This is a genomic window from Candidatus Accumulibacter necessarius (assembly GCF_036625085.1).
The window spans coordinates 195,485-210,513 of record NZ_JAZKUM010000003.1; the positions used below are offsets into that span (position 1 = coordinate 195,485).

11 protein-coding genes and 1 pseudogene are annotated in these 15,029 nt (G+C 64.9%); 5 read left to right on the forward strand and 7 right to left on the reverse strand.

Features of this window, described 5'->3' with window-relative positions; all coding sequences use genetic code 11:
- Positions 1 to 14: 14 nt before the first annotated feature.
- Positions 15 to 1,784, reverse strand: a complete 1,770-nt coding sequence (locus tag V5B44_RS09055) for a DUF3459 domain-containing protein (RefSeq protein ID WP_332359099.1) — start codon at positions 1,782 to 1,784, stop codon at positions 15 to 17.
- A 42-nt stretch (positions 1,785 to 1,826) separates the two neighbouring features.
- Positions 1,827 to 3,947 (reverse strand): annotated as a pseudogene (gene glgX, locus V5B44_RS09060) (glycogen debranching protein GlgX); the annotation flags it as partial.
- Between the two features lie 845 nt (positions 3,948 to 4,792).
- Here glgX and V5B44_RS09065 point away from each other — a divergent pair.
- The 3 genes from V5B44_RS09065 to V5B44_RS09075 are packed head-to-tail and all read left to right on the forward strand — an operon-like array spanning position 4,793 to position 8,360.
- Positions 4,793 to 5,362, forward strand: coding sequence for a histidine phosphatase family protein (locus V5B44_RS09065; RefSeq protein WP_332358741.1), 570 nt, complete (start codon positions 4,793 to 4,795; stop codon positions 5,360 to 5,362).
- 20 nt (positions 5,363 to 5,382) lie between these two features.
- Positions 5,383 to 7,674 (forward strand): protein-disulfide reductase DsbD family protein, encoded by a 2,292-nt coding sequence (locus tag V5B44_RS09070; protein ID WP_332358742.1) that lies wholly within the window; start codon positions 5,383 to 5,385, stop codon positions 7,672 to 7,674.
- A gap of 2 nt (positions 7,675 to 7,676) precedes the next feature.
- Entirely contained in the window at positions 7,677 to 8,360 is a 684-nt protein-coding gene (locus V5B44_RS09075; protein ID WP_332358743.1) for a redoxin domain-containing protein, read from the forward strand.
- Positions 8,361 to 8,492: 132 nt separating this feature from the next.
- Here the strand turns inward: V5B44_RS09075 and dinB are convergent, their stop codons facing one another.
- The 3 genes from dinB to V5B44_RS09090 form a co-directional block, all read right to left on the reverse strand.
- A complete protein-coding gene (dinB, locus tag V5B44_RS09080) occupies positions 8,493 to 9,761 on the reverse strand; it encodes a DNA polymerase IV (protein WP_332358744.1) in 1,269 nt (422 codons plus the stop codon).
- 434 nt (positions 9,762 to 10,195) lie between these two features.
- The gene (locus V5B44_RS26620; RefSeq protein ID WP_434735430.1) at positions 10,196 to 10,420 is read right to left on the reverse strand and encodes a hypothetical protein; all 225 of its coding nucleotides are present in this window, start codon (positions 10,418 to 10,420) and stop codon (positions 10,196 to 10,198) included.
- Between the two features lie 267 nt (positions 10,421 to 10,687).
- A complete protein-coding gene (locus tag V5B44_RS09090; protein WP_332358745.1) occupies positions 10,688 to 11,056 on the reverse strand; it encodes an antibiotic biosynthesis monooxygenase family protein in 369 nt (122 codons plus the stop codon).
- A gap of 102 nt (positions 11,057 to 11,158) precedes the next feature.
- Between V5B44_RS09090 and V5B44_RS09095 the strand changes: the two genes are divergently transcribed.
- Positions 11,159 to 11,635 carry a MarR family winged helix-turn-helix transcriptional regulator gene (locus V5B44_RS09095; protein ID WP_332358746.1) on the forward strand — a complete coding sequence of 159 codons (477 nt, stop codon included), beginning with the start codon at positions 11,159 to 11,161 and terminating at the stop codon, positions 11,633 to 11,635.
- Between the two features lie 117 nt (positions 11,636 to 11,752).
- Here V5B44_RS09095 and V5B44_RS09100 read toward each other — a convergent pair whose 3' ends face one another.
- Both V5B44_RS09100 and V5B44_RS09105 read right to left on the reverse strand, forming a co-directional pair.
- A complete protein-coding gene (locus V5B44_RS09100) occupies positions 11,753 to 12,454 on the reverse strand; it encodes an N-acyl amino acid synthase FeeM domain-containing protein (protein WP_332358747.1) in 702 nt (233 codons plus the stop codon).
- Positions 12,455 to 12,456: 2 nt separating this feature from the next.
- A complete protein-coding gene (locus V5B44_RS09105; RefSeq protein ID WP_332358748.1) occupies positions 12,457 to 13,134 on the reverse strand; it encodes a bactofilin family protein in 678 nt (225 codons plus the stop codon).
- 475 nt (positions 13,135 to 13,609) lie between these two features.
- Between V5B44_RS09105 and V5B44_RS09110 the strand changes: the two genes are divergently transcribed.
- Positions 13,610 to 15,019, forward strand: a complete 1,410-nt coding sequence (locus tag V5B44_RS09110) for a sensor histidine kinase (RefSeq protein ID WP_332358749.1) — start codon at positions 13,610 to 13,612, stop codon at positions 15,017 to 15,019.
- Positions 15,020 to 15,029 lie beyond the last annotated feature (10 nt).

The following is a 15,029-nucleotide window of genomic DNA, read 5'->3' on the forward strand; positions in this document are numbered from 1 at the left end:
TATCGTAACTGGCATCAAACATCAACCCGCAGCAACCACACGACCGACCATGGCAGCAGCCGCCCTTGCGTCAGGGCGTGGTCGGCTTCGCCTGGCTCCGCCCAGAGGACTGCACCGGCCGGCCGTTGCAGTCCCGCCAGCGGAACCCCGCTGTAGTTTGCCAACAGGGTCAGTACTGAGTCGTCGCCCAGCGTCCACCGGATCGACAAGCCTCGCCCGTCGATCAAGGCATAGCCAACGGCTTCTTCATGCATGCCAGTCAACCGCGGACAGATTTCCCGGCGGCGAACGGCCAGCAGGCGGCGATGGAAATCCAGCCAGTCAGCATGCGGTGACTGGCTGACGCTGTTCCAGTCCAGTTTGCAGCGCTGAAAAGTGGCCGGTTCCGTGGGGTCTGGAATGCGCGCCCGAGTCCTGGTCGTGCGAAACCCCGGGAGATGGGCAAAGGACTTGCGCCGGTTGATCGCAATGTTCTTGACCAGCTCCGGGTTGAAGTCGCAGAAATACAGGAACGGCTGGGCGGCGGCGAACTCTTCACCCATGAACAGCGCCGGCGGCATGGGCGCCAACAGTGAGGTCGCGACCGTGGCACCAAGTGGCCGTGGTGAAGTCAACTGGTGGAGGCGTTCGCCGCGTGCGCGGTCGCCGATACGCGCATAGTCCTGCAGGAAGGTCACGTAAGCGGTGGGCAGCAGGCGATCTGACCCGCCGCCGGCAAACCCCCTGCTCAGGCAGGCGCCGAGTTGGTCGAGCGGCCGGGCGGTATCGACCGCGCCGGCCGGTGCGGCGGTCAACAATTCCTGCATGGCCTGCTGGGCGCCGTCATTCCAGACGGCTTCATAGCGGCGCGGAGCACTGTGATCATGCCAGTGGAGATAGCGGGCAGCCCGCTGATCATGACCCAACAGCAAGTGGCAATGGCGGTGTTTGCCCGGCCCTTCACGGACAGCGTCGGCGAGCGCCTCCAGCAGATCGAGCTCACCCGCATGTTCCTGCAGCAGTGCCGCATTCAGGCGCAGGCCATCGAGATGAAACTCCTCCAACCAGTACAGCGCATTGTGGATGAAGAACTCGCTTGCGACTGCCAACGTGAGGTCGATGCTCCTGCCGGCGAGATCGGTCGCGCGACAGGCGAAGAACGTCGGCGCGTAACCCGAAAGGTAATTGCCCTCGGGCCCGAAGTAGTGACAGGCGACATCAAGCAGGACCATCAGTCCCTTGTGGTGGGCGGTCTGGACCAGATCCTTCAGTTCGTCCGGATGGCCATAGCTGGCGGCGGGGGCAAATGGCAGCACGCCGTCGTAACCCCAGTTATGCGCCCCGGCAAAGGCACCGACCGGTAGCAGTTGAATCGCGGTGACGCCGAGTTCCACCAGGTAATCCAGTCGTTCCCTGACCGCCGCGAAGCTACCCTGCGGAGTAAAAGCGCCGACATGCAACTGATAGATGATCGCTTCCTCCCAGGGCCGGCCACGCCAACTGCGATCGTTCCAGGCGAACTGACCCGGCTCGATGACCTGACTGGGGCCATGCACGCCCTGGGGATTGTAACGGGAGGCTGGATCGGGAACTTCGCCAAAGCCATCGATCCGATAGCGATAGAGATCGTTCACCGTCGCCTGGTCGCTGGTCAATTCGTACCAGCCCGCTTCCCTGGATTCCATCGGCAGGAGGATGGTGTGACCCCCCGCTTTTTGCAGCGACACGTCTACCCGTTCGGCCGCTGGCGCCCACAGGCGAAAGCGGACCCGTCCACCTTCCAGCACTTGCGCACCGAAGGGCATGAAATAGCGCCGGCGCAGTAGCGGCTCCGCTACCCGGCCAGCCTGGCGCCGCTGGGTCAGCAGCGCCAGCGAACGGCCCGCCAAGCCATAAGACTGGTCGCTGACCTGCCGCAGCTCGCCGCCTTCGGCCAGGGCGGTATCCAGCACCAGTTCGCAATCGCCCTTCCACGGCAGTGTGAAGCGAATCGCCTCGTGGTGGCCATTGAGCAGCAGCAGGAAATCATCGTCCTTGGCCCATTGGCCGCGTTCATCCTGCTCCGCCAGTGCCTCGCCGACCAGGTACAGACCGAAACAACGGGCATGATGGTGATCCCAGTCCTGATCACTGATCTCGCCTGCGTCCGGATGCAGCCAGATGATGTCCCTGACGCCGGCGCCGCGGATGCGCTGCCCCTGAAAGAAATGCCGCCGCCGCAACGCCGGATGCTTCTTGCGCAGCTCGATCAGGCGACGGGTGAATTCGAAAAGTGCCTGGTTGTCCGCCGTCGAGGCCAGATCCCAATTGACCCAGCTCAGTTCATTGTCCTGACAATAGGCGTTGTTGTTGCCGCGCTGGGTGCGTCCGATTTCATCGCCCGCCAGCAGCATCGGCACGCCCTGCGAGAGCAGCAGCGTCGCCAGCAGATTGCGTTGCTGTCGCCGCCTCAGCCGGAGCACCTCGGGGTCAGTGGTCTCGCCCTCGGCGCCGCAGTTCCAGCTGCGGTTGTGCGCGTCGCCATCGCGGTTGTCTTCGCCATTGGCGGCGTTGTGCTTTTCGTTATGGCTGACCAGATCGTGGAGCGTAAAGCCATCATGGGCGGTGATGAAGTTGATGCTCGCATAGGGTCGACGGCCACTGTGTTGGTACAGGTCGCTGGAACCGGTGAGACGGTAGGCCAGCTGGCCCATCAGGCCCCCCTCGCCGCGCCAGTAGTCGCGCACGACGTCCCGATACTTGCCATTCCACTCGGTCCAGCCGACCGGAAAGTTGCCCACCTGATAGCCGCCGTCCCCCAGGTCCCAGGGCTCGGCAATCAGCTTCACCTGCGACAGGACCGGGTCTTGGTGAATGATGTCCATGAACGCCCCGAGCTGATCCACTTCGTGCAGCTCCCTGGCCAGGGCGGCCGCCAGATCGAAGCGAAAACCATCGACGTGCATCTCGATGACCCAGTATCGCAGGCTGTCCATGATCAGTTGCAATACCCGGGGATGCATCATGTTCAAGGTATTGCCGCAGCCGGTGTAGTCCATGTAGTAGCGGGGAGCGTCCGCCACCAGCCGATAATAGGCGGCGTTGTCAATGCCCCGGAAACACAGCGTCGGCCCCAGATGGTTGCCCTCGGCGGTGTGGTTGTAGACCACATCCATGATCACTTCGATACCGGCGGCGTGCAGGGCCTTGACCAGGTGCTTGAATTCGTCGAGACGACCGCTGGCGGAATAGCGTGGATCGGGGGCGAAGTAGCCGATGGAATTGTAGCCCCAGTAGTTTTTCAGTCCTCGGTCGAGCAGATGACGGTCGTCGACGAAAGTCTGTATCGGCAGGAACTCCACCGCGGTGACACCCAGGCGCTTGAGGTGGTTGATCACCGGTGGCGTGCTCAGCCCGGCATAGGTGCCGCGCATCTCGGGCGGAACGTGCGGGTGCAGGCGGGTGAAGCCCTTGACGTGCAGCTCATAGATGACGGTTTGATGCCAGGGAATATTGGGCGGGCGATCCCCGTCCCAATCAAAGCCGGGATCGATCACCTGGCACTTGAACATGCCGGGCGCGCTGTCGCGGCGGCTGAAGCTCAAATCCTCGCGGGGGCTGCCGATACGGTAACCGAACTGGGCATCGCTCCACTCGATGGCGCCGACAATCGCTTTGGCGTAGGGGTCCAGCAGCAGCTTGTGCGGATTGAAGCGGTGTCCCTCATCTGGCCGATAGGGACCATGGACCCGGTAGCCGTACAACTGGCCCGGACGCACTTCGGGCAGATAGGCATGCCAGATTTGGTCGGTTTGCTCGCCCAGCTCGATGCGCTGTTGTTCCTTTCGCCCGCTGTCGTCAAACAGGCACAACTCGACCTTGTCGGCGTGCTCGGTGAACAAGGCGAAATTGACTCCTTGTCCGTCCCAGGTGGCGCCCAGGGGATAGGGTTTGCCGGGCCAGACGGCCGTCATCAGTTCTTCAGCCATGGCTGCTGACACAACGAGCCGGCCAAGCCGGTAGCAGGCGGGCGCTGGCGTGCAGGGAGTTTTGGACGACCCACCGCGTCGCGTTCCGACTGTCTTCCGGCAGTCGCAGGGCGTTCGACTGCCATGCCTGTGCGCGCCGGCCGTAGCGGCGATAGCATTCCAGGTCCCCTGTACGGCGATTGCATTCTACGCTGCCCATCAAAACCACACCCGCGAGCGCTGGCACTTCACGCAGGGGCCATGGCTGCAACAACCTGCAGGCAAGTCCTTGACCAGCTCACTGAGCAGGTCCAACGCGAGTGCACTGCACCCTCGACACCCTTTCCCTTACCATCGGCCCCGCCTGTGCGCCAATGCCAGCCCGATCGTCCAGGTGCTACCGCTCTGATCGGAGCCAGTTTCCGGTCCGTCGACTCCGACGAGCGGGTGGTTCTGCCGAGCAGACTGGTAGAGTGAATTGCGGGCCAGCCGAATGGCCTGCTCGCTGCCGGCGTGACGCGGTGCCGAAGCGACGCAGCGAAGTCATAGGAAGCCACTTGTGCCAGTGTTGGGATTGTACCAGCGCACGGCGCCGCCGTCCAAGCGGGCGCCTCCTCGATCGCCGCGAAGCACTCCGCGCAATTCGACCGTAGCCGGTCAAGGGGCAGGGGTGACGGCTGGCGTGACCAACGACGGCGACGGTTGTGCGGCAGGCATGGTGAGCTTCCCATGGAAACGGCGGTTGAACCATGCGCCATTGTCGGGATCAAAGCCGCGGTTGTAAGACAGGCGGCAACGCGTCAGAATTGTTTCGTGGAGGTGAGCGTGAGCAGGTTTAAGCAACTCGGTTGGTTTGGCACGGCCTGATGCGACGCCGCAGCTTTATCTGCCTCGTCGGTTTCACGGCCCTGTCGACACCAAGCGTCTTCGCCACCAACAACGTTCCCCTCGCTGAACTTGCCAGGCCAGGCCGCGTCCTCATGCTGCGGCATGCCTTCGCTCCCGGCACTGGCGATCCCCCGCGTTTTCGCCTGTCCGACTGCGCGACGCAACGCAACCTGGACGAAGCCGGCCGTGCCCAGGCCAGAGAGCTCGGCGAGAGATTGGCCACGGCGGGCGTCGGCCGCGCTACGGTCTATTCGAGCCAGTGGTGCCGTTGCCTGGAAACTGCCCGGCTGTTGCAACTGGGTGAAGTGACGGCACTGCCGGCGCTGAACTCGTTCTTCAGCCGACCTCAGGATCGCCAAGCCAGGGTCAGTGCGCTGCGGGCATTTCTCGCCGGACTGCCGGTTGCCGGCCAGCCGGTCGTCCTGGTGACCCACCAGGTCACCATCAATGCCTTCGCCGATGCCAGCGTTCCCTCGGGCGGCGGCAGCATCTTCCAGCTCAATGGCTCGGGTTCGCCGCGCTGGCTGGGCAGCATCCCGACCCATTGATCAGAGGAATGTCGGCCGCCATGAGTCAGCCATTCAGCCAGGTCCTGGCCTCTCTGGCAGTGGCGATGTGCACTCTCAAGCCGGGCGTGGCGTGCCGGTTCCTGCAGCGGATCGCGCGCTCGCTCGTTGTCGGGCTGGGGATCCTCGTATCGGCTTCCGGGAGCGCTGCCGCCGATCGCGAGGCGGTGGTGTCGACGCCGCACGTCACCGCGACGCTCGTTGCCGAGGTCGCAGCCGTGGTACCGGGCGCGACCCACTGGCTGGGACTGCAGCTGCAACTGGCGCCGCAGTGGCATGTTTACTGGCGCAATCCCGGCGATTCGGGATACCCGCCGAGTTTCACCTGGACGCTTCCCGCCGGGGCGCGGGCCGGCGAGATCTCGTGGCCGCTGCCAACGCGCATCGCGGTCGGGCCGCTGACCAATTTCGGCTACAAGGGCGAGGTCTTGCTCGCCGTGCCGATCGAGATTCCGGATGATTACGCGGCGCGAAGCTTCCCTGTCCGGCTCGCTGCCGACTGGCTGGTGTGCAAGGAGGATTGCATCCCGGAATCGGGAACCTTCGTCTTGGACTTACCCGTCGTCGGTGCCCTCGCACAAGCGGCACCCGGGCAGGCCGGGTTGTTTGCAGCTGCTCGGCAGGCATCGCCGATGCCGTCGCCACCGGCCGGCTGGGCGGTTTCGGCGCGTGTCGAGGGCGGCGAGGTCAGCGTTCGCATCGTCACCCCAGCCACCGCGCCGCCCCTCGCTTCGCTTACCTTCTTCCCGTTTGCCGAGGGGCAGATGCAGGCTTCGGCCGAGCAGCGCTTCCGGCGGCAGTCCGGGGGCTATGTCCTGAGCCTCACCGGTGCCGAAGTGCCGATCGGCGACTGGCACTCGCTGGCTGGCGTTCTGGTCGCCAGCCCGGGCGCCGGGACCGGCACCGGGCCGGTTGGCTTCGCCGTCGATGAAGCGATCGCCGGTGCGGCGCCTGGCGCGATTCAGCCGGCGTCGCCGGCGGCAGCGGACGCGACTGTGCCAGCTGCTGCGAGCGAGGGGAGGGTACCGCTGTCATTCGTGGCGGTGGCCGGGCTGGCGTTTGTCGGTGGCATCCTGCTCAATCTGATGCCCTGTGTTTTCCCGATCCTCTCGATCAAGCTGCTCGGCCTGGCAGGTCATGCCGGTGAGGCGGTGGAAGGCCGGCGGCAACGTCGCCGGCATGCCCTGTTCTATACCCTGGGAGTAGTCGCTACTTTTCTCTCCCTGGCCGGCCTCCTGCTGACCCTGAAAGCCGGTGGGGCCTTCCTCGGCTGGGGGTTCCAACTGCAGTCGCCGCCTTTCGTCGGCGCCATGGCGCTGCTGTTCTTCGCCCTGGGCCTGTCGCTCTCCGGTGCCCTGCCGATAGCGACGCTGGCGCAGGACGTGCCAGGCAGCTGGCGCCAGCGACACCCCAACGTCGATGCCTTCGCCGCCGGCGCGCTGGCCGTGCTGGTCGCATCCCCCTGCACGGCCCCCTTCATGGGCGTGGCGCTCGGCGCCGCCTTCGCCATGCCTGCTGCCTTGACCCTGGCGGTCTTCCTGGCGCTGGCGCTGGGCATGGCGCTGCCCTACGGTCTGCTGGCCATCATGCCGCGGGCCCTTGCCCGACTGCCGACGCCGGGGGCCTGGATGGCCCGGCTGAAAGAGTTCCTCGCCTTGCCGCTCTACGCCACCGTCGTCTGGCTCGCCTGGGTGCTGGTCGAGCAGGTCGGCCCAACGGCTATCCTTTACCTCGGGGCAGGATTGCTGCTCGTCGCTTTGCTGGCGTGGCTGCTCCATTTGCAGCACCCGTTCTGGCGGACAGGCGGCGGCATCGCAGCGCTGGCCACCGCGCTGGCGCTGATCCTGGTCATGCCGGCAGCGACCAGCCCGGCACCTTCGGCTGCGCCAGGCGGGCCACCCAGCGCGTGGGAAGCGTGGTCGCCGGCTGCCCTGATGACGGCCCGCACAGCCAACGCGGGCGTGTTCGTTGACTTCACTGCCGCGTGGTGCGTGACCTGCCAGGTCAACAAGCGGCTGGTGCTCTCCCGCGACGTCGTGCTGGCAGACTTTGCCAAAGCCGGCGTGCATCTGATGCGCGCCGACTGGACGCGGCATGACCCCGAGATCACGCGCGCGCTGGCGGCACTCGGCCGCAGCGGCGTACCTGTCTATGCACTCTACCCGCCGCGTGGCGAGCCCATACTGCTGCCTGAGGTGCTGACGCATACTTCGATTCTCGCTGCACTCGCGCGCTTGCCCGATGCGGGACAGCACGCGAGACAGACTTCCCTGCCACCCGACGAAAGGAAATGATCATGATTCTCCCGCTGCGATTCCCGCCCTCTGACCGGAAGATGCCACAGGTACCCGCGGCTTGCGCTGATGAACAGCCCCGCTGGTGCAGCCGTTCGCTGCTGGCTGGTGCTCTCCTTGCAACCCTGGCCAGTGGCCCGCTGGCGGCTGCCGTACCCGGCCACCCAGCGCCTTCCTTTGCCGTCACGACGCTCGACGGCAAGCCGGTTTCACTGGCTGAACTCAAGGGCAAGTGGGTCGCGCTGGAGTGGACCAACCCGGATTGTCCCTTCGTTCAGAAGCACTACAGTTCAGGCAACATGCAGGCGACGCAGCGCGCTGCAGCTGAAAGCAAGGTGGTCTGGGTGCAGCTCAACTCGACCAACCCGAGCCATCAGGACTACAAGTCGGCGAAGCAGATGAGCGACTGGCTGGCGGCAATGAAGGCGAGCCCGACCTATGCCGCGCTCGATGAATCGGGTGCCGTTGGCAAGGCTTACGCCGCAAAAACCACGCCGCACATGTATCTGATTGACCCTGGTGGCCAGCTGGTCTACAACGGCGCGATCGACGACCGGCGCTCGACCAATCCGGCGGACATACCTGGTGCACGAAATCACGTCAAGGCTGCGATCGCCGAGGCCGTCTCCGGCAAACCGGTATCGATGCCCGTCACCACGCCTTACGGCTGTTCGATCAAGTACTGACCAGGTCCGCCGTGGCCCCAGGCCATTCCCGAGCGCTACCGCAGGTACCGGCGCAGGCGCTGGGAGGTGATCTGCGGCACGCCGGTGACGGCGGACCGCGCCCCCACGCCAGAAAACACCCGCGCGACGTTCCTATCGGCCGTACTGGGTGTCGCTGGCGCCGGGCGGACCGGACCGATGGTCAAGGTCGTGCAGGATCACCAGGGCACGCTGCAGGGATGCCTGACCGAACCTCTCCCTGACCCGGTCAGCGACTTCATCGAGGCGGGCCTGCCGCTCGTGCGCGGTGTCGGAAAACAAGCCGGGTTGCCTTGGCCCGGGCTGCTCGAAGCCGCTCATGCCGACACCCAGCAAGCGGATGCGCAGCCGACGCGCCGGCAGCCGCCCGGCGAACATCGCCGCCGCTGCCTGCCAGATGTCCCGGGTGAGGTTCGTGGCTTGCGGCAGTGTCTGCGCGCGCGTGATGGTGTGGAAGTCGCCGAAGCGGACCTTCAGGTGCACCGTGCATCCCTGCAGGCCGTGGCGCCGCAAGCGACATCCCACCTGCTCGCACAGTTCCAGCAGCCAGGCGCGCATCAACCCGGGATCTTCCAGATCCTGCGCAAAGGTTGTTTCGTGCGAGATCGATTTTGCTTCCTGCTCCGGCACCACGGGTCGCTCGTCGATGCCCAGGGAAAGCTCCCGGAGGTGATCGCCACTGCTCCCGAAGTGGTGCCGCAGCAACTCGACGGGCAGCGCTCGCAGTTGGCCGATCCGGTGCACACCCAGCTTCGCCAGGGCACCCCCTGTGACCTTGCCGACGCCCCACAGGCGGCCCACCGGGAGTGGATCGAGGAACTCCTGGACGCGGGCGGGTTTGACGACGACGAATCCGTCCGGCTTTTCCAGGTCACTGGCGATCTTGGCGAGGAACTTGTTCGGCGCCACGCCGACCGAGGCAACCAGCTTGAGCCGCTCGCGAATCTGCTGCTTGATCGCCCGGCCAATACTTTCGGCGGTGCCGAACAGTCGCTCGCTGCCGCTTACATCGAGAAAGGCTTCGTCCAGGGACAGCGGTTCGACCAAGGGGGTGAACTTCTCGAAGATGCCCCGTATCTGGTCCGAAATCTCCGCGTAGTACGACATGCGTGGTCGCAGGAAGATGCCTCGAGGACACAGTCGCTGCGCGGTGACAGCCGGCATGCCGCTATGGACGCCAAACTGGCGAGCCGCGTAGCTGGCCGCCGCTACGACGCCGCGGCCTTCGGGCGTGCCGCCGACGATGACGGGCCTGCCAAGCAGTTCGGGGCGGTCCCGCTCCTCGACTGAAGCGTAAAACGCGTCCATGTCGACGTGCAGGATCATCCGGGTTGCACCGAAACGCCCCGACGTGGACGACGCGTTTCGGTGAAGATCGGACATCTGCGGCATTCCTCCCGGTGAACCCTGGCTGGACCTGTTTCTCAGGCGGCCATGCAAACCTGGCCGCTGCTATGCCACGCCTGCTTCGGCTGCCGGCCTTCGCCGTGGCGGAAACCGGCCGCGCTGACGCAGTCTGCGCGACGCCCGACGGTGACCCCCTCTGCTGCAAGCCATTCCTGTCGTAGCCCCAGGAAAGCATACCATTGTGCGTGGCGCGCCAGAACGTCGACCCCTCAGAAGTTGTGCGGTCCTGGCTGGCGAGCGTGATTCTGGCCGTCATTCCCGCTTTGGGTGGTCTCAGAAAAAGGGGAAGACCCCGGGCAGAGCCGGGGTCTTCCCGGCATAACGACAAAGGAAGCCAAGCTGCCGGATGTCGCCCCCAGTGTCCTCTGTGGACAGACGTCTGGCATATCCATGTGTGGATGTGTGGCTACTCAGGGCACGCGTGTCGTGGGTGGCGACACGCGAAGTCGGCCAGCCATGCGCAGGCCATCGCGCACGTTCATGCCCATCAACGTCAAATTGGTCGCTCCGGCGATCAGCTCGATTGCCTGCACCAAATAGAAGCTCGTGTCGAACGTACCTGCTGCCGCCCACCGGTTCAGGAAAATCGCACAGGGCACGAGCACAAGCAGCCCATTGGCCGCAATGAAGGGCATGCGCTTCTTCTTGGCATCGACCAGCCGTCCCCGCCGCGACTTGGACAAATACAAGCCGCTACCTCCGGCAGCCGCGATAGCCGGGATCAGAATCCACAAGCCCGGACTGACGATGAGCGACTTTAGCTGTGCGACTGCTTCGTGGGAACCGAACAACTCAGCAAGGATGGTCGAGAGGAAAAACGTTGCAATGCAGAGAGGGGCGAGGACACCCCCGATACGGTGAGCAAGCCTGGGCATTAGCATGGTTCTTTCTGGTGTACCTGATCAGGCCGTACACAGGTTTGGCACCGCAATCTTGCTGAACAGGTGCGGCGTCGCAATGGCACTGGACGGATAGGCGTCCAAGGCACGGACGAATTCGGGGTGGGTAAACGCGGCGCGGAAGTGATCGACTGTCTCCCACACGGCGTAGTTCATGAACATGCAACTGCCGCCGATGGCGCGATGCAACTGCGTGGAAATGAAGCCGGGCTGGCGCTTCATCCAGTTGGCATCCTTCTCCCAGGCGGTCATCAACGCAGGGATGTCCGGCTCGGCCACGGTGAACAGATTCACCAGCACGACCGGTGTCGCGGCATTGTGGAGCTGTTGCTCGATGGGCACTACAGGATCAAGGGGGAGCAGAGAAAGCATAGAGACCTCCATTAAATTGGCTGCATCATGACAAGTGGACACAACACAAGCAAATTATGGCCATATTGACACCGTAGTGTCAATAATGCAGCATGAGTGCCTATGAGCAAATACAAGCACACCCCATCCGGCAGAGCCTTGACCGACCTCGTCCTCGAACTGTTCCGACTGAACAATCGGCTGCTTGCGGCAGGAGACCGGCTGGTCGCCGGCATCGGCCTCACGAGTGCCCGCTGGAAGGTGCTCGGCACGATCTCCACAGCAGAACGACCTCAACCGGTCGCCTGGCTCGCGCGCGACATGGGAGGCAACCGTCAGAACGTCCAGCGGATCGTCAACGACCTTGTGAAGGAAGGCTTGGTGGAATATCGGCCGAACCCCCATCACAGGAGAGCTCAGTTGGTTGTGCTCAGCGAAGCGGGGAGACGCGCATTCGACGACGCCATGCGTCTTCAGGCGCCGTGGATCAATGAGCTATCAGATGGACTAGCCGTCACCGAAATTGAGACGACGCACCGAGTGGTTGCCGCGCTCTGCGGGAAGCTTGGAGGCGACCGGGGAGCGGAACAGCCGGAGTAGGAGTTGCCCACGGTACGTGGCAATCGTTCTCGGGGTTGCCTCTCCTTCGTGGCGGTGGAGATATCCCATCTCCACCGTGGCATTCAGATGCCGTTTCGGGAAGGGGTGCCCATCCCATTACGCGGGCTCATGAACTCTCGATGGTGCCGTTGGAGTTCTCATCCCTCGCACGGAGAAACCGTCGAGTGGCCGGTGCAGGAGAACCGCCGGTGCGTCCACACGCGGACACTGGCGCAGACCGCCAAGTTGTTGGAAGCCCAGCACGCGCTGGTAGTAACGGACGTGGCGGGGGTTCACCTCGATCACCACATCGCTGGCGGCAAAGCACTGCTGTGCGTGTCGATGGGCAGTTTGTACGAGGGTGATCAACAGGTCCGGCGAACTGAACTCCGGGTCCACCGCCAACCTGGACACCTCGCAGACTCTGCGCCCGGGGCGGCGCAGGCCGCTGAGTTCCGGCGAGTAGAGGGCGTCGGCGAGCAGACCGGCTGGGGAATCGCAGCCCAGCGTAAGGGTCGCCGCCACCTCATCGTCGTGCCAGGCGGTGAGCGTCAGCCGGCTTGGGTCTTCCGCCGGGGGCCCGGCGGCTTCCGTCTGGTAGCCGCGCCAGGCGTACATCCGGCGCACCAGCATGCTGGCCATGCCCTGCTCATACGGCGTGTGCGCCGGGCGAATGGCGTAGTCGGCACGCTGCGCGGGGTATGCGGCCGACCTTTCGGGCGGCCGCGAACAGCGCGTAGCGCTCGACAGCCGCACGCTCGGCCGGTCAAGGGCGAGTGACGCTGCCGGCGGTCGCCCGGCGTGGATGGCGGTCAGCATGGTCAACCGGCGGCGGCGTTGACCGCGACCAGCGCTTCCATCAACGGTCTGCCCCGGGGTGACGCATGGTCAGACAGGGTGCTGATGTCGCCGGACACCTCACCGCCTTCGTCGACCACCAGTTTGCCGTAGCGAATCTTGCCGCTGACGCGTCCGGTCGAATGGATGATCAGTTGGCTGCGAGCGGTCAGCTCGCCCTCGAAGGTCCCGTCGATCTCGGCGATATCGATGCTGACCTTGCCGACAAACGCGCCGTTCTCGGCGACCCGGATGACCCGGCTATCCATCGTCGCCTCGACCCGACCTTCCACCACCAGGGTGTCGCAGTCGAGGATTTCGGCGCCCTTGAGCTTGACGTCGGGGCCGACGAGCAGGCGGGCACCGATCATGTTTTCGCTGATCAACGACTCGCGCGCTGCCGCCGCGCTGGCCGGCGGCGGGGCGTTGGCGGCGCGCACGGGATGGGCGCCAGGGAGATGCTGGGAAAGCTCGTCGGGAGATACGGCAGACGGGCCGACGACGTTACTCGGCGGCGTATCCTTGCCGGCGGTCTCCCTGCCGGCGGTCGCCGGCGCGCCTGATGGCGACGCGCTGGGCTGGGCGCCGAAACCGACGCTGGGCTGGACGTCGCGACGGGCGATCGGTTCATTGCGATTGAAGACGTTGGGTTTGTTGAACATGGCGCTTCCTTCTCGGTGGAGTGGTGGTACTGAGGTCGGGAGAAGGCTAGCGAGATTCGTGCCAGGACTATGTAACATATACAAAACAATTGGTTACGGAATATTCCTGAACCAGGACTGGCAGCTTGCCCGGCAAACTGTGGGGAAAAAGCGACAGGATCGCCGGACTTTACTGAAAATACTTTCCGGCACAGCCACTTGCCGTGTCGCTGTTTGGCGACGCGCTTGCCAACGCATTGTTTTTAAACGCATCACTGCTTCCGGTCGAGCCCGACGCCGGCAAGCACAGGACTAATTCCTTACCCCGCGCGCCGTCGCGGCGGGCTAAACTGGCGGCACGCAGCGCACGCGCTGGACCTGCCGGCGGCGATCCTGGGCTCCGCCCGCCAGACGCGGCGGCAGCAATCGCGTGGTCCGCTCCGCCACCTGGCGGACTGGCGTTTCTATCCACCGCTGCCCGGAGAAGTCTTTTGTCATGATTCGCATATCGTTCCGGCAAAGCATGCTGGCCGGATTCCTGTTGATCGCGTCCCTGCTTGGTTGGGCGGCCGTGCGCAGCTGGCTCGTCCTCGAGCAGTTTGTCGACGAGAGTCGGCGAAGCGGCGAGCACGTACTGCAGCTCAGCGGGTCGATTCAGGAGATCGCCGACCGGACGGTCGGCCTCGAACGGAGCGCGCGCCAGTTCGCGGTACTCAACGAGGCAACGCTGCTTGAGCGCTTCGATACGAACCTCGAGCACGCCCTGGCAGCGGTTGGACGCCTGCAGTCGATTCCCGGCGAAGCACTTGGGAAGCTGGCGCGCGACTGGCGCGCGGCCGCCGAACAGCTCAGCCAGGGCCTCCACCGATCGGCGCCTGCGGTCGAGTTGCTACCTCTTCTGAGACGGCTTGCCGAGATCAACGGTGAACTGGCGCACGCCGGCCGGCTGTGGATAGACGAGCAGAATGCCGTTCGGCTGGCGCAACTCGAACACAACCGCCTGCAACTTACCGGGCTGGTCGCGGTGACCGTGGTCGGCGCCTTCGTGGTTGCCCTGGCGATGGGCTGGTGGCTGTCACGGCCGATCGGCAGCATCGTGCGAGTGATCGAGCGCCTCGGTGAAAGTCGGTTCGACACCTCCGTGGCGATCGGTGGCCCGGCCGACCTGCGGCGGGTCGGGCGCCGGCTGGAATGGCTGCGGCAGCGCCTGGGCGAGCTCGAGACGGACCGCGAGCGGACCCTGCGACACGTCTCGCACGAGTTGAAGACGCCACTGACCGCCTTGCGTGAAGGCATCGCGCTGCTCCAGGAGCAGGTGCCAGGACCCCTCGAAGGAGCCCAGCGGGAAGTCGTCGACATCCTGCAGCACAACGTCATGGCCTTGCAGGGGCACATCGAAAGCCTGCTGCGACTCAATGCCGCCTGCTTCGAGGCCCGCCGACCTACCTACCGGCCGCTGCCGTTGCGCAGGCTGCTCGCCGAGGTCGTCCAGGGCCGGGAACTGCAGATCCAGACACGCCAGCTGACGGTGCTGCACGAAGCGCCGGCGATCACTCGCAACCTCGACGGCGACAAGTTGCTGGTGGTCGTCGACAACCTGCTCTCCAACGCCATCGATTTCAGCCCCGAAGGGGGCGTCATCCGCCTGCAGGCCGCCGCCTTCGGCAAGAGCATCCGGATTTCCTGCATCGACCAGGGACCGGGGATTGCCCCCGAGGATGCGGAACGTATCTTCGAGCCTTTCGTCCAGGGGCGCCTGGCCTCGCCGACGCCGCGGCAGGGCAGCGGTGTCGGCCTGTCGATCGTCCGCGAACTGATGACCGCGATGGGTGGGCAAGTGATGCTGGTCCACGGCGATGGCCTGGCACCGGGAGCGCATTTCCGCATCGAGGTGCCCTGTGGATAGCCGCTCGCCG